This is a genomic window from Streptomyces sp. NPDC030862 (assembly GCF_055571835.1).
Map to the genome: position 1 here is coordinate 106,194 of NZ_JBVIEN010000010.1, position 26,379 is coordinate 132,572.

At 73.6% G+C, this 26,379-nt stretch carries 22 protein-coding genes; 4 read left to right on the plus strand and 18 right to left on the minus strand.

Translation table 11 applies throughout. The features are described 5' to 3' along the window. Positions 1–7: 7 nt before the first annotated feature. From ACZ42X_RS25990 to ACZ42X_RS26000, 3 genes are all read right to left on the minus strand, one after another. Positions 8–1,510 carry an aldehyde dehydrogenase family protein gene (locus ACZ42X_RS25990; RefSeq protein WP_468294698.1) on the minus strand — a complete coding sequence of 501 codons (1,503 nt, stop codon included), beginning with the start codon at positions 1,508–1,510 and terminating at the stop codon, positions 8–10. A gap of 126 nt (positions 1,511–1,636) precedes the next feature. After that, positions 1,637–2,200, minus strand: a complete 564-nt coding sequence (locus ACZ42X_RS25995; RefSeq protein WP_468294701.1) for a hypothetical protein — start codon at positions 2,198–2,200, stop codon at positions 1,637–1,639. 5 nt (positions 2,201–2,205) lie between these two features. Then, the gene (locus ACZ42X_RS26000; protein ID WP_468294704.1) at positions 2,206–2,457 is read right to left on the minus strand and encodes a helix-turn-helix transcriptional regulator; all 252 of its coding nucleotides are present in this window, start codon (positions 2,455–2,457) and stop codon (positions 2,206–2,208) included. Positions 2,458–2,563: 106 nt separating this feature from the next. Between ACZ42X_RS26000 and ACZ42X_RS26005 the strand changes: the two genes are divergently transcribed. Continuing rightward, positions 2,564–3,787 (plus strand): acyltransferase family protein, encoded by a 1,224-nt coding sequence (locus ACZ42X_RS26005; RefSeq protein ID WP_468294707.1) that lies wholly within the window; start codon positions 2,564–2,566, stop codon positions 3,785–3,787. Between the two features lie 2 nt (positions 3,788–3,789). Here the strand turns inward: ACZ42X_RS26005 and ACZ42X_RS26010 are convergent, their stop codons facing one another. The 5 genes from ACZ42X_RS26010 to ACZ42X_RS26030 all read right to left on the minus strand — a co-directional run bounded on the left by ACZ42X_RS26010 (position 3,790) and on the right by ACZ42X_RS26030 (position 9,640). Continuing rightward, positions 3,790–4,779, minus strand: coding sequence for a malate dehydrogenase (locus ACZ42X_RS26010; protein WP_468294710.1), 990 nt, complete (start codon positions 4,777–4,779; stop codon positions 3,790–3,792). Between the two features lie 229 nt (positions 4,780–5,008). Beyond that, positions 5,009–6,115, minus strand: a complete 1,107-nt coding sequence (locus tag ACZ42X_RS26015) for an XRE family transcriptional regulator (protein WP_468294712.1) — start codon at positions 6,113–6,115, stop codon at positions 5,009–5,011. 353 nt (positions 6,116–6,468) lie between these two features. Further along, positions 6,469–7,692, minus strand: a complete 1,224-nt coding sequence (locus tag ACZ42X_RS26020; protein WP_468294714.1) for an NADP-dependent isocitrate dehydrogenase — start codon at positions 7,690–7,692, stop codon at positions 6,469–6,471. A gap of 71 nt (positions 7,693–7,763) precedes the next feature. Beyond that, positions 7,764–8,753 (minus strand): DUF3017 domain-containing protein, encoded by a 990-nt coding sequence (locus ACZ42X_RS26025; RefSeq protein ID WP_468294716.1) that lies wholly within the window; start codon positions 8,751–8,753, stop codon positions 7,764–7,766. A 23-nt stretch (positions 8,754–8,776) separates the two neighbouring features. Beyond that, complete coding sequence (locus ACZ42X_RS26030; protein ID WP_468294718.1) at positions 8,777–9,640, minus strand: bifunctional methylenetetrahydrofolate dehydrogenase/methenyltetrahydrofolate cyclohydrolase; 864 nt, start codon at positions 9,638–9,640, stop codon at positions 8,777–8,779. Between the two features lie 238 nt (positions 9,641–9,878). Between ACZ42X_RS26030 and ACZ42X_RS26035 the strand changes: the two genes are divergently transcribed. Continuing rightward, the gene (locus ACZ42X_RS26035) at positions 9,879–10,466 is read left to right on the plus strand and encodes a hypothetical protein (protein WP_468294721.1); all 588 of its coding nucleotides are present in this window, start codon (positions 9,879–9,881) and stop codon (positions 10,464–10,466) included. A gap of 71 nt (positions 10,467–10,537) precedes the next feature. On the opposite strand, the gene purH is transcribed toward ACZ42X_RS26035, so the two are convergent. Continuing rightward, on the minus strand, positions 10,538–12,115 hold the full coding sequence (gene purH / locus ACZ42X_RS26040; RefSeq protein ID WP_468294724.1) for a bifunctional phosphoribosylaminoimidazolecarboxamide formyltransferase/IMP cyclohydrolase: 1,578 nt from the start codon (positions 12,113–12,115) through the stop codon (positions 10,538–10,540). After that, positions 12,102–12,719, minus strand: coding sequence for a phosphoribosylglycinamide formyltransferase (gene purN / locus ACZ42X_RS26045; RefSeq protein WP_468294727.1), 618 nt, complete (start codon positions 12,717–12,719; stop codon positions 12,102–12,104). The genes purH and purN overlap by 14 nt, the downstream gene beginning before the upstream one ends. Positions 12,720–12,947: 228 nt before the next feature. On the opposite strand from purN, the gene ACZ42X_RS26050 reads away from it, so the two are divergent. Then, a complete protein-coding gene (locus ACZ42X_RS26050; RefSeq protein ID WP_468294730.1) occupies positions 12,948–13,772 on the plus strand; it encodes a hypothetical protein in 825 nt (274 codons plus the stop codon). A gap of 12 nt (positions 13,773–13,784) precedes the next feature. Here ACZ42X_RS26050 and ACZ42X_RS26055 read toward each other — a convergent pair whose 3' ends face one another. Beyond that, positions 13,785–15,353: a cell division protein PerM gene (locus ACZ42X_RS26055; protein ID WP_468294733.1), complete on the minus strand. Its 1,569-nt coding sequence runs from the start codon at positions 15,351–15,353 to the stop codon at positions 13,785–13,787. Between the two features lie 116 nt (positions 15,354–15,469). Here ACZ42X_RS26055 and ACZ42X_RS26060 point away from each other — a divergent pair, with 116 nt between their 5' ends. Further along, complete coding sequence (locus ACZ42X_RS26060) at positions 15,470–16,897, plus strand: helix-turn-helix domain-containing protein (protein ID WP_468294735.1); 1,428 nt, start codon at positions 15,470–15,472, stop codon at positions 16,895–16,897. 107 nt (positions 16,898–17,004) lie between these two features. Here the strand turns inward: ACZ42X_RS26060 and sucD are convergent, their stop codons facing one another. The 7 genes from sucD to ACZ42X_RS26095 all read right to left on the minus strand — a co-directional run bounded on the left by sucD (position 17,005) and on the right by ACZ42X_RS26095 (position 26,294). Next, entirely contained in the window at positions 17,005–17,889 is an 885-nt protein-coding gene (gene sucD / locus ACZ42X_RS26065) for a succinate--CoA ligase subunit alpha (RefSeq protein ID WP_361421115.1), read from the minus strand. A 20-nt stretch (positions 17,890–17,909) separates the two neighbouring features. Next, complete coding sequence (gene sucC, locus ACZ42X_RS26070; RefSeq protein WP_361421118.1) at positions 17,910–19,088, minus strand: ADP-forming succinate--CoA ligase subunit beta; 1,179 nt, start codon at positions 19,086–19,088, stop codon at positions 17,910–17,912. A gap of 341 nt (positions 19,089–19,429) precedes the next feature. Beyond that, on the minus strand, positions 19,430–20,341 hold the full coding sequence (locus ACZ42X_RS26075) for a hypothetical protein (protein ID WP_468294738.1): 912 nt from the start codon (positions 20,339–20,341) through the stop codon (positions 19,430–19,432). Positions 20,342–20,459: 118 nt separating this feature from the next. Beyond that, a complete protein-coding gene (locus ACZ42X_RS26080; RefSeq protein ID WP_468294740.1) occupies positions 20,460–21,398 on the minus strand; it encodes a hypothetical protein in 939 nt (312 codons plus the stop codon). A 101-nt stretch (positions 21,399–21,499) separates the two neighbouring features. Then, positions 21,500–22,687: a VWA domain-containing protein gene (locus tag ACZ42X_RS26085; RefSeq protein WP_468294743.1), complete on the minus strand. Its 1,188-nt coding sequence runs from the start codon at positions 22,685–22,687 to the stop codon at positions 21,500–21,502. Continuing rightward, positions 22,684–25,128 (minus strand): DUF5682 family protein, encoded by a 2,445-nt coding sequence (locus tag ACZ42X_RS26090; protein WP_468294746.1) that lies wholly within the window; start codon positions 25,126–25,128, stop codon positions 22,684–22,686. Before ACZ42X_RS26090 ends, ACZ42X_RS26085 begins: the two co-directional genes overlap by 4 nt. Further along, positions 25,125–26,294 carry an ATP-binding protein gene (locus ACZ42X_RS26095; RefSeq protein ID WP_468294749.1) on the minus strand — a complete coding sequence of 390 codons (1,170 nt, stop codon included), beginning with the start codon at positions 26,292–26,294 and terminating at the stop codon, positions 25,125–25,127. Before ACZ42X_RS26095 ends, ACZ42X_RS26090 begins: the two co-directional genes overlap by 4 nt. Positions 26,295–26,379 lie beyond the last annotated feature (85 nt).

Here is a 26,379-nt window from a genome sequence, read left to right on the forward strand (position 1 = left end):
CCGCCGGTCAGCCCGCGAACCAGCGCACGGGGCGCGGGGCCAGGTTCTGGTAGACGTGCTTGGACTCGCGGTACTCGGCGAGCCCGGAGGGGCCGAGTTCACGGCCGATGCCGCTCTTGCCGAAGCCGCCCCACTCCGCCTGCGGCAGGTAGGGGTGGAAGTCGTTGATCCAGACGGTGCCGTGGCGCAGCCGCCCGGCGACGCGCCGCGCCCGGCCGGGGTCGGCGGTCCAGACGCCGCCCGCGAGGCCGTACTCGGTGTCGTTGGCGAGGGCGACGGCCTCGTCCTCCGTACGGAAGGTCTCGACGGTCAGGACGGGACCGAAGACCTCCTCGCGTACGACGCGCATGGCGCGGTGGCACCGGTCGAGGACGGTCGGGCGGTAGAAGTAGCCGCTCGCGTGCTCGGGGCCGCCGGGGCGTTCGCCGCCCGCGCGCAGGACCGCGCCCTCGGCGAGGGCGGAGGCGACGTACTCCTCGGTGCGGGCGAGCTGCTGGGCGGAGACGAGCGGGCCGCACTCGACGCCCTCGTCGGTGCCGCGGCCGATGCGGATCCGCTCGGCGCGGCGGGCGAGTTCGGCGACGAAACGCTCGCGCACGGACTCCTCGACGATGAGGCGGGAGCCGGCCGAGCAGACCTGGCCGCTGTGGATGAAGGCGGCGTTGAGCGCCTGGTCGACGGCGGTGTCGAAGCCCTCGTCGGTCGCGCAGGCGTCGGCGAAGACGACGTTGGGGTTCTTGCCGCCCAGTTCGAGGGCGACCTTCTTGACGGTGTCGGCGGCGGCGCGCATCACCTTCGTACCGCTGACGAGGCCGCCGGTGAACGACACCAGGTCGACGTCGGGGTGTTCGGCGAGGCGGGCGCCGACGGGGTCGCCCGGGCCGGTGACGAGGTTGGCGACACCGGCCGGGAGGCCCGCCTCCACCAGCAGCTCGATGAGGGCGACGGTGGTGAGCGGGGTGATCTCGCTGGGCTTGACGACGAAGGTGTTGCCCGCGGCGAGGGCCGGGGCGATCTTCCAGCTGGCCTGGAGCAGCGGGTAGTTCCAGGGTGTGATCAGCGCGCACACGCCGACGGGTTCGTGGACGACGACGCTGTGGACGTCGGGCGAGCCGGCGTCGACGACGCGGCCGCCGCTCTCGGCGGTGACGAGGTCGGCGTAGTAGCGGAAGGCGTCGGCGACGCAGTCGACGTCGATCCGGCCCTCTTCGAGGGTCTTGCCGGCGTCGCGGCTCTCCAGCAGGCCGAGCTTCTCGCGGTCGCGCACGAGCAGGTCGGCGACGCGGCGCAGCAGCGCGGCCCGCTCGGCGACGGGGGTGCGCGGCCAGGCGCCGCGGCCCCCGTCGAATGCCGTGCGGGCGGCGGCGACGGCGGCGTCCGTGTCCTCGGTGCCGCCTTCCGCCACGACCGCGAGGGTCGTGGCGTCGGCCGGGTCGAGGATGTCCCGGGTGGCTCCGGAGGTGGCCGAGCGCCACTCTCCGCCCACGTGGATGGTCTGTTGTTCCGCCACGGTCGCGTTCTGCCTTCCGTTGTGCCTGTCCTGCTCGGGTGGTCGTCACCGACGGTGGTCGGCGACCGGTGACCCTGCCCGGGGCGGCGGAAAGCATGCGGAATCAGTCCGCGAAAGTGGGTTTGCTCACTCGGCTACGGGGTCCCCGTACGGGTCGGGCTCGTCCTCCGCGCGCAGTCCGGCCACCCACAGCGGCATCACCCAGTGGATGACGAGCGCGCTGAACAGCACGGCGAAGGCGAGCCCCTCGAACCGCACGTCGGCGAACCACGTCACGGCGCCCATGACGGCGGCGGAGAGGAACAGGAGCCCGGTGGTGATCCGGTGCGCCAGCGCCCGCACGCGGTCACGCTCGGTGAGCTGGCGCTCGTCGAGCATCCGGCCGCGCAGTTCGAGCAGGCCCCGCGTGGCGGCGTTGATGGCGCCGGTGGCGACGCACCAGGGCAGCACCAGCGCGAGCAGGGCGAAGGCGGGCCAGAGGGCGTCGCCGTCCAGGACCATGAGGAGCCACAGGGCGATGGAGGCGAGCGTGATCAGGACGTGCGCCCCCACCACCGCGCGCCGGCGCGCCGCCGTGGCGTACAGCCCGGCCGCCTCACGCCTGTTCATGAGCGCGTACATCCGACGGTCGTAGCGCGTGACGGTCTCCGCCATGGGCGTGGTCGTGGTCGTGGTCGTGGTCGTGTTCATGGTTACTACTTCCTCCCGTTTTCCCCGTAGATCTCACTGGTGAGCGGCTGGAACGGCTCCAGCGAGAACAGCGCCTCCACCGGCAGCCGGAAGAAGCGGGCCACCTTCAACGCCAGGTCGAGGCTGGGGTTGTACTGCCCCCGCTCGATGTAGCCGATGGTCTGGTAGTGGACGCCCACGGCCTCCGCGAGGGCCTGTCGCGACACCTTCCGCTCAGCCCGGACCATCGCCAGCCTGTTGTGCACCTGCTCGCTCATGTATAAGAAGTACTACATTCGATCGCACTTACGCAATGATCCGAATGGATGACCGGAAGGAGCGTCGCTCCCCGGCCCCACGACCGGGGCGACCTAGGGTGCGTCCATGCGCAGCAGCGACGACCGCGTCTACCTCGCCCCCGTCGACCACCTGCGGGCCGTCGCCGCTGTGCTCGTGGTGCTCTACCACGGCTGCCAGCTGCTGAGCGCGCGCATCGAGGGGCGGCCGCGCTTCGTCGCCGGGACCGACTGGCTGTACTCGGCGAACCCCGCCGCCACCCTCGTCTTCGAAGGCCACACGGGCGTCGCGCTCTTCATGGTGCTGTCCGGCTTCATCTTCACCGTCGGCGCGCACGGCCGCCCGATCCGCTACGGCCGCTTCCTCACCAACCGGCTGCTGCGCGTCTACCCGCTGTACCTGGTGATCGCCGTCCTCGGCCTGGCGACCCACGTCTCCCTGCCGACCTTTCAGGACCTGCTCCGGATCCTGACGTTCGCGACGCCGAGCCTGCCCTACGGGGGCGTGTTCTGGACGCTCTGCGTGGAGATGCAGTTCTACCTGGTCTTCCCGCTGCTCAACCGGCTCCTGACGGAGCGTGGACCGGGCGCCCTGCTGCGCCTGCTGGCCGCCGTGTCCCTGCTGCGGGCGCTGGTGTGGTTCAGCAGCCCGGCGCCCGCGCCGCACACGGCGGCGCTCTACCTGGGCCTGGCGGGGCGCATCGACCAGTTCCTGCTGGGGATGCTGGCCGCCTGGGCGTACGTGCACCACCGCGAGCGGCTGCGGGCGGCGGCCCGGTGGCTGGCGCCGGGGGCGCTGAGCCTCGCACTGGGGGCGCTCTGGTCGTACAACCAGCTCCACGGGTACGTCTCCGACAGCCCGCTGAAGCTGGCGTGGAGCGGCGCCGAGGGGGCCGTGTGGGCGCTGGTGGTCGTCGCGTACGTGGCGGCGGCCGGGGAGGGCGGGAAGGGCGGGGCCGGCGGCGGGCAGGGCCGGGTGTCACGGTGGCTGGCCCGGCTCGGGGAGGTCAGCTTCTCGGTCTACCTGACGCACTTCATGGTGCTGACGCTGCTGTGCGAGTACGCCTGGTTCCCCGGCGTCCTGCCCCCGGTGGGCGAGGCGTTCCTGCTGACGCTGCTGGTGGCGCTGCCGCTGACGGTGGCGGTGTCGTTCGTGACGTACCACGCCATCGAACTGCCGTTCCTGCGGCTGCGGCGGCCGTACGTGGGCGGCGCGGGCGCGGCGGGCGCGGCGGGTGGCGCGGAAACACCGCGCCCCCGGCAGCGGTCGGCTACCGGGGGCGGTGAGATCCGTACGCGTACGGACTCGTGAGGTCAGATCAGGCCGAGACCGCGAACCGCGTCGCGCTCCTCCACCAGCTCCTGCACCGACGCGTCGATGCGCGAGCGCGAGAACTCGTTGATGTCCAGGCCCTGGACGATCTCGTACGCGCCGTCCTTGCAGGTGACCGGGAAGGAGGAGATCAGGCCCTCCGGGACGCCGTAGGAGCCGTCCGACGGGATGGCCATGGAGGTCCAGTCGCCCTCGGCGGTGCCGTTCACCCACGTGTACACGTGGTCGATCGCGGCGTTCGCGGCGGAGGCGGCCGAGGAGGCGCCACGGGCCTCGATGATGGCGGCGCCGCGCTTGGCGACGGTCGGGATGAAGTCGTCGGCCAGCCACTTCTCGTCGTTGACGACCTCGGCGGCGCTCTTGCCGCCGATGGTGGCGTGGAAGATGTCCGGGTACTGGGTGGCCGAGTGGTTGCCCCAGATCGTCAGCTTCTTGATGTCGGAGACCTGGGAACCGGTCTTCTTCGCCAGCTGCGACAGCGCGCGGTTGTGGTCCAGGCGGGTCATCGCGGTGAAGCGCTCGGCCGGTACGTCCGGGGCGGCGGCCTGCGCGATGAGCGCGTTGGTGTTGGCCGGGTTGCCGACGACGAGCACCTTGATGTCGTCCGCGGCGTGGTCGTTGATGGCCTTGCCCTGCGGCTTGAAGATGCCGCCGTTGGCCTCCAGCAGGTCGCCGCGCTCCATGCCCTTCGTACGCGGGCGGGCGCCGACGAGCAGCGCGACGTTGGCGCCGTCGAAGGCGACGTTCGGGTCGTCGGTGATGTCGATGCCGCGCAGCAGCGGGAACGCGCAGTCGTCGAGCTCCATCGCGGTGCCCTCGGCGGCCTTGAGGCCCTGCGGGATCTCCAGGAGGCGGAGCTTGACCGGCACGTCCGCGCCGAGCAGATGGCCGGAGGCGATGCGGAAGAGCAGCGCGTAACCGATCTGGCCGGCCGCGCCGGTCACGGTGACATTCACGGGAGTGCGGGTCATGGCGATCTCCGTAAGACAGCTGGCGGTGGGGGTCCCTGCCCCTGGTGCTGGACACCCCTCTCCGTTGAGCCGGCCGGCTGATCGGCCGGTGGATCGACCAGGTGATCGATCGGTGTCTCGACGTGAAGAGATATCCAGCGGTCAGGCTATCCGACCCGGGCCCCCCTCAACCCCCGCCCCCTTGTGTCGCGGCTCACTGAATCACCCGCGGCCCGACCGCCCCTGGGGCTCACTCCTCGGTGGTGCAGCCCTTGGTGCCGGTCGCCAGTGTGGCGCACGCCTTCGCGTCGGCGGCCTGGGCCGCCGCGACCATCGGCGTGTAGGCGTCCGTGTCGATCTTCACGGCGCCGTTCTGGGTCGCGTCGCCGGACGTGATCCGGACGGTGTCGCCCGCCTTCGCCTGGGTGAGCCGGGCCCACGCGGCGCCGCACGTCTTGCTGTAGCGGACCTCGACCTTCGCCGTGCCGACCGTCGCGGAGGCGACCGTCGTGGCGTACTGGCCGCCGCAGCCCATGGCCTCCGGGTCCTGGCCCGTGCAGTCGTCGCCGGTGCACTTGACACCCTCGGGCACCGGCTCGGACGCGCTGGTGCTGGGCGAGGCGGACGGCGACTTCGCCACGGGTGTGCCGCCCGGGCCGTCCTCGTCGCCGCCGAGGCCCGAGACCAGATAGGCGCCGACGGCCACCAGCAGGACGCCGAGCACGCCCGCGAGGACCATGGGCACCTTGCTCTTGCCGCCCCGCCGGCGCGCCCGCGCGGGTGCGGGCTCGGGCGCCTGGTCCGTGGGCGCGGGCCGGGTCGCCGGGCCGCGCCGGGCGGGGCCGTTGGGGCCTCCGTCGGGCGGTATGACGGACGGACGGACGGCGCCCGCGCCGCCCCCGGCGCCGCCGTCGGCGCCCGGGGACGCCTGTGCGGACGTCGCCGCCTGCGCCTCCCGCGCCGGCTTCGCCGTCTTCGTACGGGACGAGCCGTCGGCGCCGGGGCCGGCGTCACCGCCGAACTCACCGAGCGCGGCGCGCGCCTGGGAGATGCGTATCGCTTCCATCGTCATGTCGTGGCGCATCTCGGCGCGGCTCCAGGCCCGCTCCGCCAGCTCCCACATGGTGGTCAGGTGCACCGGGTTGGTGCCGGTGACCTCGGCCAGGGCGACGATCGCCCGCTTGGGCGCGAGCAGGCGCCCGTTGAGATAGCGCTCCCACGACGTCTTGCTGTAACCGGTGCGGTCCGAGACCGCGGCGATGCTCAGTCCGCTGCGGTCCACCAGCCGGCGCAGCTGATGGGTGAACTCCTTGACCTGTGGGTCGAGCTCCTCCGGTAGCGCCTTCCAACGAGGCATTGCCTCCCCCTTGTCCCCCGTACGTGCCTGATGTGCTCCCCGCTCCGCGTGCCCCCTTGCCGCCCCCCGGAACGGGTGTCACCGAGGGGGATGCGCGTAGCCAGGATGTCAGTTCCTCGGGCGGGGGCGCAGGGGCGCGAACGGGACGGCCGGGTGCCCCCACACGCCGGGTCGTCCTGTCGCCGCCCCAGTTTCGCATCCGTTGCGGGTCGATCACACCATGCCGGAATGGTCACCTCCGCGCTACAGGGACCGGACACACCTTGCCCTCTCTTGGCGCGTCCATGACTCTTTACGCAGGTGACGGCGCCCGTCCTGCTCGGGGGAGGGGACGGTCGCCGTCGCCCCCGCCGTCAGCGGGCCGCCATCTTCTTCTGCAGCCCCGTGTCGAGGGTCTCCAGGAACTGTTCTGTGGTCAGCCACGGCTGGTCCCCGGAGACCAGGGCGGCAAGGTCCTTCGTCAGCTGGCCGCCCTCGACGGTCTCGGCACAGACCTCTTCCAGCGCCTCGGCGAAGTCGACGACCTCGGGCGTGCCGTCCAGCCGGCCCCGGTGCGCCAGGCCCCGGGTCCAGGCGTGGACGCAGGCGATCGGGTTGGTGGACGTCGCCTTGCCCTGCTGGTGGCGGCGGTAGTGGCGGGTGACGGTGCCGTGCGCGGCCTCCGTCACGACGGTCCGGCCGTCGGGGGCCATGAGCACGGAGCTCATGAGCCCGGGCGAACCGGCCCACCGCACCAGGGCGTCGGACTGGACGTCGCCGTCGTAGTTCTTGCACGCCCAGACGTAGCTGCCCTCGCCCGCCGGGGCCGAGGCGGCCATGTCGTCGACGAGGCGGTGCTCGTACGTCAGCCCGGCGGCGTCGAAGTCCTCCGTGAACTCCGTGTCGAAGACCTCCTGGAAGAGGTCCTTGAAGCGGCCGTCGTACTTCTTCAGGACGGTGTTCTTCGTCGAGAGGTACACCGGGTAGCCGCGGGCCAGCCCGTAGCGGAAGGAGGCGCGCGCGAAGTCGCGGATGGACGCGTCGACGTTGTACATCGCGAGCGCGACGCCCGGGCCCTCGAACGCGTACACCTCCAGCTCGACCGGGTCGGCGGCGGGACCGGTGCTGGTGGCGGCGGGGGTGAAGGTGAGGGTGAGCGTGCCGGGGCCGGGGACCCTGAGCTCGGTGGCCCGGTACTGGTCCCCGAAGGGATGGCGGCCGATGACGACCGGTCTGGCCGGGCGCGGCGCGGCGCCCACCAGGACCGGCTCGCGGAAGACCGCGCCGCCGAGCGCCTCCCACAGGGTCGCGCCGGGCGGGCGGTACCTCGCCTTGAGACCGAACTCGGCGACGCGCGCCTCGTCCGGTGTGATCGTGGGGCACTTGACGCCGACGCCGTACTCCTTGACGGCCCGCGCGGCGTCGGCCGTCACCTGGTCGCGGGTGGCGTCGCGGTGCTGGATGCCGAGGTCGAAGGAGCGCAGCTCGACATCCACGTACGGCAGGATCAGCCGCTCCTTGATGAACCGCCAAACGATGCGGGCCATCTCGTCGCCGTCGAGTTCGACGACGGGGGTGGCCACCTTGATCTTGACCATGGGGCGAACGTCCCTCTCGCGCGGGGCTGGGTCGGTCTGTCACCCCATGTGTGCACGGAAGGTACGCGCCTCTAACGCACCGTGAACCGGACGGCTTTCTCCAGGAACGGGATCTCCAGCCACGGGTTGGGCTGCGTCATCAACGCCAGCAGCACGATCACCACGCCGAGCAGGCCGTACGTGACCATGTCGGTGAAGCGCGACCGTACGGCGAGCATGCCGACGGACGGCACGGCGCGGCGCAGTGCGGCGCCGGTGAGCAGGGCGAGGCCGATGAGGATGGCCCCGATCCGCGGCGCCTGCGGGAAGGGGTCGAGCCCGACGACGACCAGCCCGAGCGTGGCGACCCCGAGCACGGTCAGCAGCGGCCACTGCCGCGCGGGCGCGGGCGCGTCCCCGGGCGCCGCCCGCCCGCCGCCCTCGGGCCGCGCGGTGTCCCGCGTCATGGCGGGCGGCCGCCGCGTGTGCCGCGGCGCGGGCGCGTCCTCCTGCGCGGTACCGGCGTCCGTGCCGCCCTGCGCCTGAGACGCCTCGGACGCGGTGCCCGCGTCCGTGCCGCCCTTGTCGGTCCCAGCCTGCGCCTCGGGCGCGGTGCCTGCCGACGGGCCCGACTGGGCCTCGGGCGCGGTGCCTGCAGCCGGGCTGCTCTGCCCTTCCGCGGCCTCGGGCGCGGTGCCTGCGGCGTTGCCGGTCTCAGCCCGCTGCGCCTCGGACGCGGTGCCTGCCGACGGGCCGGACGCGGCCTCGGGCGCGGTGCCTGCAGCCGGGCTGCTCTGGCCTTCCGCGGCCTCGGGCGCGGTGCCTGCAGCCGGGGGCTCGCCCTCCGGCTGGGGCTCCAGTGCGGGGCTCGCGGGGCTGTCGGCGCCCGCGTCCGGGGTGACGCCGTCAGCGGGTGCCCCGCCGGGGCCCGAGGCGCCGGCCGGCGCCTCGTCCTCGGCGGCTTCGCGCCCCGCGGGCCCGGGTGCCGTGGAGCCGTCGGCCGCGGCCGCATCGGTGCCGACCGGCGCCGCCGCGGCGGCAGCGTTCGCGGTCGCGGGGTCCTCGTTCGCCCGTACGCCCATGGGGTCGCCCTCTCCGGTCCGGCTCAGCTCGCGGTGGCGGCGGCGCGCTCCGCCGCCTCGACGACGTTGACCAGCAGCTGCGCCCGGGTCATCGGGCCCACGCCGCCCGGGTTCGGGGCGCGCCACCCGGCCACCTCGGCGACGCCGGGGTGGACGTCACCGACGATCTTGCCGCTCTCGTCCCGGCTGACGCCCACGTCCAGGACGGCGGCGCCCGGCTTGACGTCCTCGGGCTTGATCAGGTGCGGTACGCCCGCCGCGGCCACGATGATGTCGGCGCGGCGCAGGTGCGCGGCGAGGTCGCGCGTACCCGTGTGGCACTGCGTGACCGTCGCGTTCTCGGACTTGCGCGTGAGCAGCAGCGGCATCGGGCGCCCGATGGTCGTGCCGCGGCCGACGACGACGACCTCCGCGCCGCTGATCTCGACGCCGTGCGCGCGCAGCAGCGCGATGATGCCGTTCGGGGTGCAGGGCAGCGGGGCGGGCTCGTTCAGCACGAGGCGCCCGAGGTTCATCGGGTGGAGGCCGTCGGCGTCCTTGGACGGGTCCATGAGCTCGAGGATGCGGTTCTCGTCGATGCCCTTGGGGAGCGGCAGCTGCACGATGTACCCGGTGCAGTCGGGGTCCTCGTTCAGTTCGCGTACGACCGCCTCGATCTCGTCCTGCGTGGCGGTGGCGGGCAGTTCCCGCTGGATGGAGGCGATGCCGACCTCGGCGCAGTCGCGGTGCTTGCCCGCGACGTACTTCTGGCTGCCCGGGTCGTCACCGACCAGGATGGTGCCGAGGCCGGGCGTGATGCCCTTGGTCTTCAGGGCCGCCACGCGGGCGGCCAGGTCGGACTTGATCGCTGCTGCGGTGGCCTTGCCATCGAGAATCTGGGCGGTCATGGCCCCATCCTCGCGGATGAACCCGCCCGGGTTCCAATTCGCGCACCCCGGCGGAACGCCAGGTTGCACTTGCACAACACGTACAGATTCCGACTGGACAAAAAGGAGATGGTACGACCACGATGATCCGCGCAGTGCCGCGGGCAGTGCCGGGGGGCCAAACCGCTCAATACATGTGAAAGTTCGTTCCTCCGCGCGGGCCGCGCCGTCCCCGCACCCATCAACGGAGGAACACGCCATGAGTTTCGGCGACCCGAACAACCCCTACGGCCAGCCGCAGGGCCAGCCGCAGCAGCCCGGTTACGGCTACCCGCAGCAGGGCCAGCCCCAGCAGCCGGGCTACGGCTACCCGGCCGCGCCGCCGCCGGCCCCGGCGTACGGCGGCGGCTACGCCGGCGCGCCGATGGACATGCCCGGCGGCGTCAAGGCCGCGCAGGTCATGATGTGGGTGATCGCCGGGCTCCAGGTCGTGGGCATCATCCTGCTGGGCCTGGGCGTCGCCGCGGTGAACAAGCTCAAGGAAGACCAGCAGCTGCAGACGACCGAGGGCTTCGACGCCTTCGCCGACTTCTCCTCCGGTGTGCTCTACGCGCTGATCGCCCTCGCGGTGGTCTACCTCATCGCGTCGATCGCACTCGCGCTCCAGTGCCGCAAGGGCGGCAACGGCGCGCGCGTCGGCATCATCGTGTACGCGTCGATCGGCCTCCTGCTGAGCATCTACCCGTTCTTCCCGCTCAGCATCGTCCACATCGTGCTGCTGATCCTCGTCATCGTCTTCGTCTCGAAGGCGGACGGTGCGGCGTGGTTCAAGCGCCCGCGGTACTGAGGCGACGCCACACCCGGGCCGCGGCCCCACTGCTCGACAGCAGTGGGGCCGCGGCCTGTTTCATGCGGCATCTAGTGGAAGAAGTGGCGCGTGCCCGTGAAGTACATCGTCACGCCCGCCTTCTTCGCCGCCTCGACGACCTGCTCGTCGCGGACCGAACCGCCCGGCTGGACCACGGCCTTGACGCCCGCCGCGGTGAGGATCTCCAGGCCGTCGGGGAACGGGAAGAACGCGTCCGACGCGGCGTACGAGCCGCGTGCCCGCTCCTCGCCCGCCCGCTCGACGGCGAGCTTCGCGGAGTCGACGCGGTTGACCTGGCCCATGCCCACGCCGACGCTCGCGCCGTCCTTGGCGAGCAGGATGGCGTTGGACTTGACGGCGCGGCAGGCGCGCCAGGCGAAGGCCAGCTCGGCCAGCTCGTCGGCGGAGAGCGCCTCGCCGGTGGCGAGGGTCCAGTTGGCCGGGTCGTCGCCGTCCGCCTGGAGGCGGTCGGTGACCTGGAGCAGCGCGCCGCCGTCGATGGGCTTGACCTCGACCGGGGCGGACGGGGTGCCGGGGGCGCGCAGCACGCGGATGTTCTTCTTGCGGGCGAGCACCTCGACCGCGCCGTCCTCGTAGTCGGGCGCGACGATGACCTCGGTGAAGATCTCGGCGACCTGCTCCGCCATGGCCACGGAGACCGGGCGGTTGACGGCGATCACGCCGCCGAAGGCCGACAGCGGGTCGCACGCGTGTGCCTTGCGGTGCGCCTCGGCGACGTCCGCGCCGACCGCGATGCCGCAGGGGTTCGCGTGCTTGATGATCGCGACGCACGGCTCGGTGTGGTCGTATGCGGCCCGGCGCGCGGCGTCGGTGTCCGTGTAGTTGTTGTACGACATCTCCTTGCCGTGCAGCTGCTCCGCCTCGGCCAGACCGCCGGTGCCGTCGACGTACAACGCGGCGCCCTGGTGCGGGTTCTCGCCGTAGCGCAGGACGTTCTCGCGGGTGTACGTGGCGCCGAGGAAGTCGGGGAAGCCGCCCGCGGCGGAGCCGCTATCAGACGCAGTGTCGGCGGCGGCGTAGTCGTCGGCGAACCAGGAGGCGACGGCGACGTCGTACGCGGCGGTGTGCTGGAACGCCTCGGCGGCCAGGCGCTTGCGGGCGGCCATGTCGAAGCCGCCCGCCTGGACGGCGGCGAGGACGTCGCCGTAGCGCGCCGGGGAGGTGACGACGGCGACGGAGGGGTGGTTCTTGGCGGCGGCGCGGACCATGGAGGGGCCGCCGATGTCGATCTGCTCGACGCACTCGTCGGCCGTGGCGCCGGAGGCGACCGTCTCCCGGAACGGGTAGAGGTTCACGACGACCAGCTCGAACGGCTCGACGCCCAGCTCGGCGAGCTGCTCGCGGTGCGCGTCCAGGCGCAGGTCGGCGAGGATTCCGGCGTGCACGCGCGGGTGCAGGGTCTTGACGCGGCCGTCCAGGCACTCGGGGAAGCCGGTGAGCTCCTCGACCTTGGTGACCGGGACCCCGGCCGCGGCGATCTTCGCGGCGGTGGAGCCGGTGGAGACCAGCTCGACGCCGTTCTCGTGCAGCCCGCGGGCGAGCTCCTCCAGCCCCGTCTTGTCGTAGACACTGATCAACGCGCGACGGATGGGCTTATTCACCGACATGAACCTTTCGTCCCTCAATGCGGTAGCCGTGCCGGGCCAGACGCCCCACGACCTCGACGAGCAGCGTGCGCTCGACTTCCTTGATGCGCTCGTGGAGAGCGGCTTCGTCGTCCTCGTCCCGGACCTGGACCACACCCTGGGCGATGATCGGGCCGGTGTCGACGCCGTCGTCGACGAAGTGGACGGTGCATCCGGTGACCTTCACGCCGTGCGCGAGCGCGTCCCGCACTCCGTGGGCACCGGGAAAACTGGGCAGCAGGGCCGGGTGCGTGTTGACGATCCGCCCGCCGAACCGGGACAGGAACTCCTTGCCGAGGATCTTCATGAACCCGGCCGAGACGATCAGGTCCGGTGCGTACGCGGCGGTCGCCTCGGTGAGCGCGCGGTCCCAGTCCTCGCGCGAAGCGTGGTCCTTGACCCGGCACACGAAGGCCGGCAGCCCGGAGCGCTCCGCCCGCTCGAGACCGGCGATGCCGTCGCGGTCGGCGCCGACGGCGACGATCTCGGCGCCGTACGCCTCGGGATCGTCACCGATGGCGTCGAGCAGGGCTTGCAGGTTCGTCCCCGACCCGGAGACCAGGACGACGAGGCGGGCGGCAGCCACGGGGGAAACTCCTTGTTTGTGTGGTCGTACGAATGAATCGCGCCCCTCGACACGGGGAACCCTACGAACGAGTCGACCGTCAGCAACGATACCGGCACACCGAGCCGCCCCCACGGGACGGGGGCGGAGCCGGGGGGTAGCGTCTGGGAGGGAGCCGTCCCGAACGGACGGACACGACAACACAAGGCCCTTTGCGCACACCGGGTCTGAGGGGAAGACGTTCACCACATGCCGGACCGCCACCGCCCGTCCACGGAGTCCACGTCCACGCCCGCGTCCACGTCCGCGTCGACGCCCGGGACCTCCGGGACGTCCGGGGACGAGAACAATCCGTTCGCGCCGCCCCCCGAGGGCCGGCCGGACCAGCCGTGGCAGCCGCGCCGTCCCGAGGGCGGCGACGACGACTCGGGGGACGACCGGTCCGAGCGGCCCGCCTGGGGCAGCCAGTGGAGCCCGCGGCAGCCGGGCCGCTCCTCCGGCGGCTTCGGCAGCCGCCCGAACGGCGACCAGCAGGGCGGCGGCTCCGGCGGCGGCCCCGGCGGCACCCAGCAGGGCCCGGCGCTGCGCTGGGACCCGACGGACCCGGCCCAGCGGCGCGCCCGCTACGCGCTCCTGTCGGGCATGTGGGCGTTCTTCTTCGCGCTCTTCGACTTCCCGGAGATCGCCCTGCTGCTCGGCGCGCTGGCCCTCTACTGGGGCATCAGCTCCCTGCGCGCCAAGCCCGCCACGGCACCGGCCGCCTCCACCGAGGGCTCCCCCGCCCCGACGGCTCCCGCGCCCCCCGCCCCGGCGCCGGCTCCGGTCGCCGCTCCGGGAGCCCCGGCCGGCTCCGGAAGCCCGCGCCCCGGGACCCGCCCCCAGCGCACGGCCGCGCTCAGCGGCCTGGTGACGGCGGCGCTGGCCCTGGCGATCGTGGCGGCCACCTTCACGGTCCAGCTGGTCTACCGCGACTACTACAGCTGCGTGGACGACGCCCTGACGAAGACGGGCCAGCTCTCCTGCAACGAACTGCTCCCGACGCCGCTGCGCGACGTCTTCGGCGTACAGGAGTAGCCGCTTCGGCCCTCACGGGCTGACCGGCGGGTCCTCACTCGCGGGGACCTCTTCCGCCGGGGCCTGTTCCGGCGGGACCGCTTCCGGCGGGTCCTCCTCCTCCGGGACCTCCTCCGGCGGGTCCTCATCCTCCGGGGCCTCTTCCGGCGGGCCCTCATCCTCCGGGGCCTCTTCCGGCGGGCCCTCCTCCATATCCGGCTCTTCGGTGTCGAGGGCGGCGTCAGGGGCCTGGGCGGCGACATCCGGTGTCTCCCAGGCCGCCGGGAGCACGCCGTACGGCTCGGCGGAGTCCTCGTCCGCCCGCTCCTGCTCGGCGGGCGCGGACGCCGCCACCAGGGCAGGGGCCTGAGCCGGGGCGGGGAGAGGAACCGCGGGCGGTACGGCGGTGGCGCCCCGCAGGCGCCAGGCGCGTACCGCGAGCGCTCCCGGGACGCCGAGCACCGCCGTCCACGCCAGGGCCGCCGCACCCACGCGCCACCCCACGGGCCCGAACTCCGCCAGCCGCCCCGCCCCCAGCGGCCCGCCCGCCGCCGCGCCGAGTACCGCCGCGCCCGCGCCGCACAGCGCCGCCGCCGCGCACGCCGCGAGCACCGTGTCCCGTACGCCCCGTACCGTCTCCGCCCGCCCCGCGAACCAGGCGACCACCAGGCCCGCCACCGCCGGCACCGCCGCGGCCGCCCAGTGCGGCCAGGTTCCGCGCCCCTCCCCCGGTACCGCGGCGAGGAGGGGGAAGAGCGGCACCGCCGGGTCGCCCGTGAGCGCGAGCGGCGTGGCCACCGCGCCCGTGCCGAGGGCGAAGCCCGCGCCGAGCGCGTACGCCGAGCCCCACACCGCCGCGTTGGGCAGGAGCGCGACGGCCAGCACCAGCACCCCCGCCCGCCCGGCCCACGTGTCGGACAGGCCCACGAACCCGTCCCGCACGGCGCCCAGGTGCCACACCAGCGACACCGCCACCACGAGCGCTCCGCCGCCCACCAGCGTCAGCAGACCGGCCGCGGCGGCGCGTGCCGCGACTCCGGTGCGGGAGCGGGCCAGCTCCACGCGCAGCCACTGCGGGAGCCGACGCGGCAGCGGCCCGGCCGGGCGGCCGTTCGCCGTCCACACCCCGGCCGCCGCCGCGAGCGCGACGAGCGGCGGCAGGTGCAGCGCCGCGCTGAGCGGCTGCGGGGCCAGCGGGCCGCCGAGCGCATACGCCACGGCGCCCGCGCCGACGACCGCGTACCCCGCGGTCACCCCGCCGACGACGCTCACCGCCGGTCCGGGCGACGCGTCGCGCGTGGTGCGGTACGCCAGCCAGCCCGGCAGCGCGAGCAGCAGCAGCGGTACGACGCCGACGGGCGCCGGCGCCCCGGCCGGTGGCGCTCCGGCCTCCCGCACCAGCTCCGTCCCATGAGCCAGCAGCCACACCGCGGCGGCGACGTGCAACGCCCCGTCCGGGCCCCGGTCCGGGTAGGGCGAGCTGATCCACATCACCATCACCAGGACGGTGACGGAGCCGAGCCCGAGCCCCGCGGCGAGCGCGCCGCGCACACCGCTCACGGTGATCCTGGTCATGGCCGTCACGGCCGTCGCGCGAGTCACGGCGCCATGCTGCCAACGACACGCGCTTTCTCTGCGTAACGGGAGATTGCCCGCTGTGTCGCCCAATATACGGTTATGTACTTTTTCGTCGCGTGCAGCGCCGCGGGGAGCCTCCCATGACCCAGAGCACCACGACCCGCTCCGCGCCGCCGCTCCCGTCCCCCAAGGAGCGGCGACGACTGCGTGAGGCGAGATCGTTGAGCGAGAGCCAGGTCGCCGAGGTCCTCGGGGTCACCAAGGCGACCGTGCGCTCCTGGGAGACGGGGCGGTCGAGCCCGCGCGGGCGCAAGCGCGAGGCGTACGTGAAGCTGCTGCGCGCGCACGAGGCCGCCACGGCGGGGGCGAAGCCGGCCAACAAGTCCGCGCAGTCGGCGAAGTCCGCCGCGAAGGGCCAGACCCGGCCGCGCACCTCCAAGCAGGCGCCGCGTGCCGAGCGCCGGCGTCCGCAGAGCACCACGGCGCCCGACGCCTCACACGCGCAGAGGCCGGAACCGGAGCCCGGGCCGGAGGAGGCGGAGAAGGCGGAGCCGGGGCTGGCTTCTGGTCCAGAGCCCGCGAAGGAAGCCCCGGAAGCAGCCGCGGCGCCGCAGAGCGCGGAGAAGTCCGGTCCCGTCGCCCTCGACGCCGCCGACGCCGCCGAGACGCCTGAGGCATCCGACTCGGAGGTGGCGGAGGAGGCGGAGGAGGCGGAGGAGACTCCGGAGGCGGACGAGACACCCGAGACCTCCGAGACCTCCGAGGCACCCGCCACCGCCTCCGACGCGTTCGACGCGCTGTACGCCTGCGCCGCCCCCGCCGTCCTCCAGCAGGCGTACCTGCTCACCGGGCGGCGCAGGCTGGCGCGCGAGGCCGTCGAGTACGCCTTCCACCTCGCCTGGGAGCGCTGGCCGGAGGTCGCCGTCGACCCGGACCCGGCCGGGTGGGTGCGCGCGGCGGCGCACGCGTACGCCCTCTCCCCCTGGCACCGGCTGCGCCCCACCCACCGGCACCCCGACCCGCCGACCACCGACCGCGCCGCCCGGGCGCTGCGCGGCGCGGTGCTCGACCTGCCGCCGCCGTACCGCCGCGCCCTGCTGCTCTACGACGGCCTCGGCATCGACCTGCCCGAGACCGCCGCCGAGCTGGAGGCGAGCACCCCGGCCGCCGCGCACCGCATCCTGGGTGCGCGGGAAGCCGTCGCCGAGCGGCTGCCCGAGCTGGCCGACCCGGACGCGCTCCACGAACGCCTCGCGGAGCTGCTCGCCAAGGGCCCGACCATGGTGCTGGCCCTGCCCCGCGCCGTCCGTACGGGCAGCGAGCGCCGCGCCAGGGTCTGGACACGGGCGGCCATCGGCCTGACCACGCTCATCGTCGGCGCGACCGCGTTCACGCTGGCCACGGCGCCGACCGCGTACGAGCCGCCGCTCGCGCCGGGCGAGGCGATCGCCGGCGTACCGGTGCTGAGCGGGCCGCAGCGGCTGACGGCGGAGGACGAGGAGCTGCGCGACGCGCTGCGCGGCCTGCCGTTCGCCGGCCCGCCGCGTCTCCTCCCGGACCCGCGCTGAACACGCGGATGGGCCCGCCCCCGGAGATCCGGGAGCGGGCCCATCCGCTGTGCGGCGGTGCGGTGCAGCCTGTTCAGCTGTTCAGGCTGTTCAGCTGTTCAGGCTGTTCAGCCGGCGAGGATGGCGCGCGCCAGCTTGGCCGTCTCGGTCGGGGTCTTGCCGACCTTGACGCCCGCGGCCTCGAGGGCCTCCTTCTTCGCCTGCGCGGTGCCGGACGAGCCGGACACGATCGCACCGGCGTGGCCCATCGTCTTGCCCTCGGGGGCGGTGAAGCCCGCGACGTAGCCGACGACCGGCTTGGTGACGTTGGCCTTGATGAAGTCGGCCGCCCGCTCCTCCGCGTCGCCGCCGATCTCACCGATCATCACGATCAGCTCGGTCTCGGGGTCGGCCTCGAAGGCCGCGAGCGCGTCGATGTGGGTGGTGCCGATGACCGGGTCGCCGCCGATGCCGACGCACGACGTGAAGCCGATGTCGCGCAGCTCGTACATCATCTGGTACGTCAGCGTGCCGGACTTGGACACCAGGCCGATCTTGCCGGGCTTGGTGATGTCGCCGGGGATGATGCCCGCGTTGGACTGGCCCGGCGTGATGAGGCCGGGGCAGTTCGGGCCGATGATCCGGGTCTTGTTGCCCTTCTCGACGGCGTACGCGTAGAAGGCGGCGGAGTCGTGGACCGCGATGCCCTCGGTGATGACGACGGCCAGCGGGATCTCGGCGTCGATGGCCTCGACGACGGCGGACTTGGCGAAGGCCGGCGGGACGAAGAGGACGGAGACGTCGGCCCCGGTCTTCTCCATCGCCTCGGCGACCGTGCCGAAGACGGGTACCTCGGTGCCGTCGAAGTCGACGGTCGTGCCCGCCTTGCGCGGGTTCACGCCACCGACGATGTTGGTGCCGTCACCCAGCATGAGCTTGGTGTGCTTCATGCCCGTGGCACCGGTCATGCCCTGGACGATGACCTTGCTTTCCTTGGTCAGGAAGATAGCCATGGTGTTTCTGACCTCGTCCCTTACTTCGCAGCCGCGAGCTCGGCGGCCTTGTCGGCCGCGCCGTCCATGGTGTCCACGCGCTGCACGAGCGGGTGGTTGGCGTCCGACAGGATCTTGCGACCCAGCTCCGCGTTGTTGCCGTCGAGGCGCACGACCAGCGGCTTGGTGACCTCCTCGCCCTTGTCGGCGAGCAGCTGCAGCGCCTGGACGATGCCGTTGGCGACCTCGTCGCAGGCGGTGATGCCACCGAAGACGTTGACGAAGACGGACTTGACGTCCGGGTCGCCGAGGATGATCTCCAGGCCGTTCGCCATCACCTGGGCGGACGCGCCGCCGCCGATGTCGAGGAAGTTGGCGGGCTTGACGCCGCCGTGCGCCTCACCGGCGTACGCGACGACGTCGAGCGTCGACATGACCAGGCCGGCGCCGTTGCCGATGATGCCGACCTCGCCGTCCAGCTTGACGTAGTTGAGACCCTTGGCCTTGGCTGCAGCCTCGAGCGGGTTGGCTGCGGCCTTGTCCTCGAGCTCGGCGTGCTCGGGGTGGCGGAAGTCGGCGTTGGCGTCCAGGGACACCTTGCCGTCGAGGGCGATGACCCGGCCGTCGGCGACCTTGGCCAGCGGGTTGACCTCGACGAGGAGCGCGTCCTCGGCGACGAAGGTCTTCCACAGGGTCACGAGGATCTCGGCGACCTGGTCCTTGACCTCGGCCGGGAACTTCGCGGCCTCGACGATCTCGCGGGCCTTGGCCTCGGTGACGCCCTCGTTGGCGTCGACCGGGATCTTCGCCAGGGCCTCGGGCTTGGTGGCCGCGACTTCCTCGATGTCCATGCCCCCCTCGACGGAGGCCATGGCGAGGAAGGTGCGGTTGGTGCGGTCGAGGAGGTACGAGACGTAGTACTCCTCGGCGATCTCGGGTGCCGTCTCGGCGATCATCACCTTGTGGACCGTGTGGCCCTTGATGTCCATGCCGAGAATGTCCGTCGCGCGGGCGACGGCCTCGTCGGGGCTGGCGGCCAGCTTGACGCCGCCGGCCTTGCCGCGGCCGCCGACCTTCACCTGCGCCTTGACGACCGAACGGCCGCCCAGTCGCTCGGTCGCCTCGCGCGCCGCCTCAGGCGTGTCGATGACTTCACCGGCCAGCACCGGTACACCGTGCTTGGCGAAGAGGTCCCTCGCCTGGTACTCGAACAGGTCCACGCGCGTCCGTCCCTTTTCTGGTGATCGCGGTTCGTTGTCTGCGTGGGCGTGCCGCGCGCCCGGACCGGGCGGAGGGCAACGTGACTGCGCTGTCACAAGGGAGGCGTACACGGTGTCCGTGGACGCGGCATGTCCGTCTCGCAGGTTATCCCCGTAGGAGCTGGGTCCCTAAATCACAGGTCACACCCGCGCGGTGATACCTGTCACAGGCACAGACCTCAAACGGGCGGCCTCACGGGTTGTGAGACCGCCCGTAGCTACGGATTTCGTAGCGGACCAGACGTGGTGAGCCGGGTCGGTGATCCGGCTCGGTGATCCGGCTCGGTGATCCGGCTCGGTGATCAGCCGCCGTAGGGGAGGTAGTCCGGGGTGACCGACTGGACGGTGGACTGGACGCCGGAGACCGCGTTGGCGGAGAGCGGCTGGACGTCGGCGGTGACGTGCGAGACGACGGACTGACCGAACGTCTGCGCGTCGCCGGTGACGCCCTGCGTGAACGGCTGCACCTCGCCCGTCACGCCGTACGCCAGACCGGTCGCGCTGCCGCCGACGCCGTCGACGACCGGCTGGACGTGGTCGGACACGGTGTCGACGACCGCCTGGACGAACGGCTGCACGGCGCCCGTCACCCCGTACGCGAACGGCTGGACCTCGCCCGTCACGCCGTACGCCAGCGGCGGGACGTCCGCGACGACACCGCCCGCGAAGGGCTGCACGCCGGAGACGACGCCCTGGGCGAGGGTGCCGGCGTCACCGACGGCCTGGCCCGCGACCGGGACGGCTCCGTCGACGGCGCGGTCGGCGATGGGCGGCAGGGCGTCCTGGGCGACGCCGTCGAGGATCGGGGTCGCGGTGCCGACCGGGTCGCCGTGGACCTCGTGGGCGAAGGAGGCGAGGGGGCCGAAGAGGTAGTCGATCTCGCCCGTGGCGGTGTCGACGGTGGTGTCCACGGCCGGGGTGACGGCGCCCTGCACCTGCTGGACATCGGCCTGGACGTCCTGGGTGACGCCCTGGACGTTCTGGACGGTGGGGGTGGTGGCCGACGCGACGGTGTTCACATCGGTCTTGGCGTCCTGCGTGACGTCCTGGGCGGTGTCCTGGGCCGTGTCCTCCACCGCGTCGACGACCTTGTCCGGGGTCGACAGCGGCACGGAGACGTTGACCTCGGCCGCGCTGGCGGCCGCGGTGCCGATGGCCCACATGCCGGTGGCGGTGGCGGCGACGGCTATGGAACGGCGGATGTTCTTGTTCATGGGGTGCGTCGGTTCCTTCGAATTCCGTGTGTGGTGTCACCGATGGGGTGACGGCGGGCAGACCTGTCCCGCCCCCGCGCGGCAGGTCTTGGGCGTCCTGGACGGGGGACGGTCTGCCCTAGCCGGGGAATTCGAGGATGTCGTGCGGTCGGTCGTGGACCGGGGAGACGGTCGCCGGCAGTCCGGCGCCGCGTACGGGCCCGGGGTACGGGACCGACGCCGACTGCGCGGCGTGCTGGTCGGCGCCGCGCGGCGAACCGCTGTCACCGGCGCCGACACCGGCGGTCGGGAGGCACACGCCGCCGGAGCACGGCTCCGGGGCGGCGGGCACCGCCGCGGGAAGCGCGACGGCGATGGCGGGTGTGGTGAGTGTGGTGGCCCGGTGGTCCTGGCCGTACGCGGGTATGCGCGCGCCGCTCGCCAGGGTGGCGGTGTCCGCGTGCGAGGCGGCCGGGGCAGCGGCGCCGGTCGTGGCGGTCGCGGTCCCGGCGACGGTTCGAACGCCGGGGCTTTCGGCCTCCGCGGGTGCCGGGGCCTGCGGCAGCTCGGGCGCCACCGGGAGGCCGGGCAGGCCGGGCGCCGAGGGGCGCTCGACGGGACCCGCCGGAAGGGCTCCGGTGAGACCCGAGCCGAGGTCCCGCACCGCTCCGGTGGCGACGGCGACGGCCCCGCCGACGGGCTCGACGGCTTGGGCCGCGTCGGCGGCCTCGGCGGCTTCGGTGGCCTCGGTGGCTATGGCGGTACGGTCGGCGGCCTCGCGGACGGCTTCCGTGGCGCGGGGCGCGGCGGTCTCCGGCTCGGCGGCGCGGAGCCGCTCGGCAGGGGCCTGCGTGACGTGCGTGGCCTGCGTGACCGGTGTGCCCGGCGCTGCGCCCGGCGTGGGCTCCGCCGCGTACGCCTGGCCGCCGCAGAGGAAGCCCAGTGCGAGCAGGCCGCCGAGGAACAGCACGGCGGTCAGCGCCCGCGCGCCGAACGTGTGGTGCCGCGGCGCGTGCCGCCGGGCCGCTCCGCGCACCAGGCGCAGGGCGGCAACCGGCACGGCTGCTGCGGCGGTCACGGCGTTCGGAGTCCTTCCAGGGCGGCGGAAGTCGAGGTTCGGACTCCGCATACGGCGCGCTGATGCTTGCACGAGCCTCGGGGGGTCACGCAAGTCGGGTGTTACTGATGGGTCACCATGTCCGGTATGGGCAGGGGGCGCTTCTCGATCGCGGCGGCCATCACCTCGGGGAAGAGGTCCGGGGTACAGGCGAACGCCGGGGCTCCCAGTGCCGCGAGCGCCGCCGCGTGCTCGCGGTCGTACGCCGGTGTGCCCTCGTCGGAGAGCGCGAGGAGCGCCACGAACTGCACGCCGGACGCCTTCATCGCGGCCACCCGCTTGAGCATCTCGTCGCGGATGCCGCCTTCGTAGAGGTCGCTGATGAGGACGACCACGGTCTCGGCGGGGCGGGTGATCTGCGACTGGCAGTAGGCCAGCGCCCTGTTGATGTCCGTGCCGCCGCCGAGCTGGGTGCCGAAGAGGACGTCGACCGGGTCGTCGAGCTGGTCCGTGAGGTCCACGACGGCGGTGTCGAAGACGACGAGCCGGGTGGCGATGGACCGCATGGAGGCCAGCACCGCGCCGAAGACGGAGGCGTAGACGACGGACGCCGCCATCGACCCCGACTGGTCGATGCACAGGATGACGTCCTTCTTGACGGACTGCGAGGCGCGGCCGTAGCCGATGAGCCGCTCGGGCACCACGGTGCGGTACTCGGGGAGGTAATTCTTGAGGTTCGCCCGGATCGTCCGGTCCCAGTCGATGTCCCGGTGACGGGGGCGGCTGACGCGCGCGCTCCGGTCGAGCGCGCCGGTGAGCGTGGCGCGGGTGCGGGTGGCGAGCCGCTTCTCCAGGTCCTCGACGACCTTGCGGACGACGGCCCGCGCGGTCTCCTTCGTCGTCTCGGGCATCGCCTTGTTGAGGGAGAGGAGCGTGCCGACGAGGTGGACGTCGGCCTCGACCGCCTCGAGCATCTCCGGCTCCAGCAGCAGCGTCGACAGACCGAGACGGTCGATCGCGTCGCGCTGCATGACCTGGACGACGGAGCTCGGGAAGTACGTGCGGATGTCGCCGAGCCAGCGGGCGACGGACGGCGCCGACGCTCCCAGCCCGGCCGAACGGTCCCGCCCGGTCCTGCCCCGGCCGCCGCTCTCGCCGTAGAGGGCGGCCAGGGCGCCGTCCATGGCGGCGTCGGTCCCGGCGAGCGCGCGGCCGGTCCCGTCGGCCGCTCCGCCGCCGAGCACCAGCCGCCAGCGCCGCAGCCGCTCGTCCTCGTCATTGGCCTTGGCCTTGGCCTTGACCTCGTTCATCGTCCCGCCCCCACCAGGTCGTCGTCCATGCCGTGCGCGTCCCGCGCGCCGTCGAGCAGCAGTCGAACCAGCGGCACGACGGCGTCCGCGCGCTCCTCGTCCAGGCCCGGGCCGAAGCCCGGTGCGCCGGGCTCGGCGGCGCGGCCCGCCGCCGTTGCGCCGGGCGCCGCCGGGCCGCGCCGCACCAGCTCGCCGAGCGTGCGCCGCACACCCGGTTCGTACGCTCCGAACGTGCGCCGCAGCAGCGGCAGTACGTCGGTGAACGCCTCCGCAGGGACCCCGGTCAGCCAGGCGTCGACCAGGCCCAGCAGCCGCTCGTCGTGGACGAGGAGCATGCCCCCGCCGGAGGAACCGGCTCCCGGGCCGCCGCCGACGAACCCCTCGATCCAGGCCGCCGCCTCAGCGGGCGGCGTGCCGGGCGAGAGGGCGAGGGCCATCAGCCGGGCCGCCTCCTCCTCGGCGAGCCGCCCGTCGTCCAGCAGCAGCCGGGCGGCTCGGCCGCGTATCACTCCGGGCACGGTGTCCCGGCCGGCGAGGCCGCGCAGGACGGTGCCCCAGCGGGCGGTGACCTCCTCGGCCTCGGCCTCCGGCAGGAGCCGGATGGCGGTGTGGACGCCGTCGAGGTGGCCGCGCATCTCGGCGGCGCCGTCCGCGTCGAGCCCCGCGCAGGCGGGCGGCAGCCCGACGCAGACGCGCAGTGCGAGGCCGGTGGCGACCTCGCCGAGCGCGGCCGTGTCCGTGGCCCGCACGTCGCCGTACCGCAGGGAGCGGGCCAGCGCGGGCAGCGCCTGGGCGAGGTGGCCGACGTCCGCGTCGAGCGCGGCCCGGTCGGCGAGCGCCTTCATCACCACGGGCAGCGCGTCGGGCAGCCCGGCCAGGAGACACCGCTCGGCGAGCGCGGTCACGTCGGCCAGCGCGGTGGCCGACACCGCGAGCGACTCGGCCTTGGCGGTGGCGGCGGCAAGCACCGTGGTGCCCCACACGCCCGCCTCCGCCACGCGCACGTGCAGCTCCGGCTGCCAGCGCAGCCGCCAGCCCTCCCGGAACGTGCCGGTGGAGCCGCGCCCGCCGGCCGGATCGCCCCAGTCGATGCCGAGCAGCCGCAGGCGGTGCAGCAGCCGGCTGCGCTCCGCGTCCGTCTCCTTGCGCAGGTCGAGGTCGAGCTCGCGCTCCAGGGCCTCCGGCTTGAGGCGCAAAGTGCGCTGAAGCCGGGTCAGGTCCCGTTGCAGCGGGACGGCGGGCGCGCTGTCCGGCACCTCGCCGAGCACGTCGCCGACGATCAGCCGGTCCCTGATGAGGTCCAGCGGCACGTCGGAGCCGTCGCACATCACCGCCCGTACGGCGTCCATGGTCTCGGTGAGCCCGGCGAGCGGGCGGCCGCGCAGGGCGGCGAGCGTGCCGGCGAGGCGTACGGCCTCGATGACATGGGCCGAGGAGACGATCCGGTCCTCGTCGCGCAGCAGCCCGGCGACCTTCGTCAGCCAGCGCTCGACGGGCCGGTCGCGTGCGCTGAACAGGTGCCCGTACCAGCCGGGGGAGTCGATGCCCGCGCCGTAGCCGGTGTGGCGGGCGAGGCGGCGGTGGGTCCACGGCACCCAGGTGATCTCGGTCTTGACCTTGGGCAGGCCCTTGAGGAGGGCGCGGTCGGCGGTGACGGTGCTCTTCGCCGCGAGCGCCGGCACGTGCCAGGCGCCGCACACGACGGCCACGCCGTCGCCGTACGTCTTCCGCTCGGCGCGCAGCTGGAGCCGCATGTACGCCTCGCGGATCAGGTCCCGGCGGTGGCCGCCGTGTCCGTACGCCTCGCGCAGTGCGGACATGGCCTCCGCGAGCCCGTCGAAGACGGCGACGGGGTCGGTGCCTCCGTCGTCCGTGCCTTCGTCGTCCGTGCCTTCGTCGTTGCTCGGGGGCCCGTGGCGGGCCCCGACCGGGCCGCGCGGCCCGCGGTGCTCGACGACGTCCTCCCACCAGCGCTCCGGGTCGTCGTAGCCGGCGGTCTCGGCGAGCACGGCGAGCGGGTCGACGCGGACGCCGTCGGCCTCCTCCTCGTCCCCGTCGCCCCAGGTGGGGTCCGCGGCCATGGCCAGCGAGTGGGTGGCCGGCAGGTCGATGAAGCGGACGGGTACGCCGTGGTCGAGCGCCCAGCGGACGGCGACCCACTCCGGTGAGAACTCCGCCAGCGGCCAGAAGGCCGCCCGGGACGGGTCGTCCACCGCGTGCGCCAGCAGGGCGACGGGCGGGCGCATCCGCTCGTCGGCGGCGAGCGGGAGCAGCGCGTCCCCCTCGGGCGGGCCCTCGATCAGCACGGCCGGGGGCTTCGCGGCGTCCAGGGCTGCCCGGACCGCACGGGCGGACCCCGGGCCGTGGTGCCGCACGCCGAGCAGCAGCGGCTTCGTGGCGGTCGCGCGTGCTGTCGCCGTCGCCGTAGCCTTCGCCGTCATGCCGAGACCTCCCGGCAGGCGCGGTAGAAGTCCTTCCAGCCGTCCCGTTCGCGGACGACCGTCTCCAGGTACTCCTGCCAGATGACGCGGTCGGCCGCCGGGTCGCGGACGACCGCGCCGAGGATGCCGGCGGCCACGTCGCCGGGGCGGAGCACGCCGTCGCCGAAGTGCGCGGCGAGCGCGAGGCCGCCGGTGACGACGGAGATCGCCTCGGCCGTGGAGAGCGTCCCCGACGGGGACTTGAGCTTGGTGCGGCCGTCGGTGGTGACGCCGTCGCGCAGCTCGCGGAAGACGGTGACGACCCGGCGGATCTCGTCGACGCCCTCCGGCGTCGCGGGCAGGTCGAGCGAGCGCCCTATCTGGTCGACGCGCCGCGAGACGATCTCGACCTCGGCCTCCGGCGTCGCCGGCAGCGGCAGGACGACGGTGTTGAACCGGCGGCGCAGGGCGCTGGACAGGTCGTTGACCCCGCGGTCGCGGTCGTTGGCGGTGGCGATCAGGTTGAATCCCCGTACCGCCTGGACCTCTTGGCCCAGCTCCGGGATGGGGAGCGTCTTCTCGGACAGGATGGTGATCAGCGTGTCCTGCACATCGGCCGGGATGCGGGTGAGCTCCTCCACCCGGGCCGTCATGCCCTCGGCCATGGCGCGCATCACCGGGCTGGGCACCAGCGCGTCCCGGCTGGGACCGTGGGCCAGCAGCTGCGCGTAGTTCCAGCCGTACCGGATGGCTTCCTCGGGTGTGCCCGCCGTGCCCTGGACGAGGAGCGTGGAGTCGCCGCTGACCGCCGCGGCGAGGTGCTCGGAGACCCAGGTCTTGGCGGTGCCGGGCACGCCGAGCAGCAGCAGGGCGCGGTCGGTGGCGAGTGTGGTGACGGCGACCTCGACGATGCGGCGCGGGCCGACGTACTTCGGTGTGATGACGGTGCCGTCGGGGAGGGTGCCGCCGAGCAGATAGGTGGCGACGGCCCACGGCGAGAGCCGCCAGCGGGCGGGGCGGGGCCGGTCGTCGGCCGCCGCCAGCGCCTTGAGCTCGTGCGCGAACGCGTCCTCGGCGTGCGGCCGCAGAGGCTCGGCGCCGGTGACCGGGGCGGACTCTGCGCCGGTGGGCGCGCTGGCCTCGGCGCCGGTGGGCGCGGTGGCTTCGGTGGTTTCGGGCACGGTCATGGATCCCCCTCCAGATCGTTGCGACCGGGTGTGGGATCCACCGTGCACCATGCCACTGACAATCGATCGTCTGCGCAGGTCAGAG

Excerpts from the sequence above, each read along its gene's own strand:
- ACZ42X_RS25995 (WP_468294701.1), bottom strand. The coding sequence starts at position 2,200 with ATGAACACGACCACGACCACGACCACGACCACGCCCATGGCGGAGACC.
- ACZ42X_RS26090 (WP_468294746.1), bottom strand. The coding sequence starts at position 25,128 with ATGACGGCGAAGGCTACGGCGACGGCGACAGCACGCGCGACCGCCACG.
- purH (WP_468294724.1), bottom strand. The coding sequence starts at position 12,115 with ATGTCGGTGAATAAGCCCATCCGTCGCGCGTTGATCAGTGTCTACGAC.
- ACZ42X_RS26005 (WP_468294707.1), top strand. The coding sequence starts at position 2,564 with ATGCGCAGCAGCGACGACCGCGTCTACCTCGCCCCCGTCGACCACCTG.
- ACZ42X_RS26020 (WP_468294714.1), bottom strand. The coding sequence starts at position 7,692 with ATGGTCAAGATCAAGGTGGCCACCCCCGTCGTCGAACTCGACGGCGAC.
- ACZ42X_RS26015 (WP_468294712.1), bottom strand. The coding sequence starts at position 6,115 with ATGCCTCGTTGGAAGGCGCTACCGGAGGAGCTCGACCCACAGGTCAAG.
- ACZ42X_RS26075 (WP_468294738.1), bottom strand. The coding sequence starts at position 20,341 with ATGAACAAGAACATCCGCCGTTCCATAGCCGTCGCCGCCACCGCCACC.
- ACZ42X_RS26085 (WP_468294743.1), bottom strand. The coding sequence starts at position 22,687 with ATGAACGAGGTCAAGGCCAAGGCCAAGGCCAATGACGAGGACGAGCGG.
- ACZ42X_RS26095 (WP_468294749.1), bottom strand. The coding sequence starts at position 26,294 with ATGACCGTGCCCGAAACCACCGAAGCCACCGCGCCCACCGGCGCCGAG.
- ACZ42X_RS26010 (WP_468294710.1), bottom strand. The coding sequence starts at position 4,779 with ATGACCCGCACTCCCGTGAATGTCACCGTGACCGGCGCGGCCGGCCAG.
- sucD (WP_361421115.1), bottom strand. The coding sequence starts at position 17,889 with ATGGCTATCTTCCTGACCAAGGAAAGCAAGGTCATCGTCCAGGGCATG.
- ACZ42X_RS26030 (WP_468294718.1), bottom strand. The coding sequence starts at position 9,640 with ATGACCGCCCAGATTCTCGATGGCAAGGCCACCGCAGCAGCGATCAAG.
- ACZ42X_RS26050 (WP_468294730.1), top strand. The coding sequence starts at position 12,948 with ATGCCGGACCGCCACCGCCCGTCCACGGAGTCCACGTCCACGCCCGCG.
- ACZ42X_RS26025 (WP_468294716.1), bottom strand. The coding sequence starts at position 8,753 with ATGGGCGTACGGGCGAACGAGGACCCCGCGACCGCGAACGCTGCCGCC.
- ACZ42X_RS26060 (WP_468294735.1), top strand. The coding sequence starts at position 15,470 with ATGACCCAGAGCACCACGACCCGCTCCGCGCCGCCGCTCCCGTCCCCC.
- ACZ42X_RS26000 (WP_468294704.1), bottom strand. The coding sequence starts at position 2,457 with ATGAGCGAGCAGGTGCACAACAGGCTGGCGATGGTCCGGGCTGAGCGG.
- ACZ42X_RS26035 (WP_468294721.1), top strand. The coding sequence starts at position 9,879 with ATGAGTTTCGGCGACCCGAACAACCCCTACGGCCAGCCGCAGGGCCAG.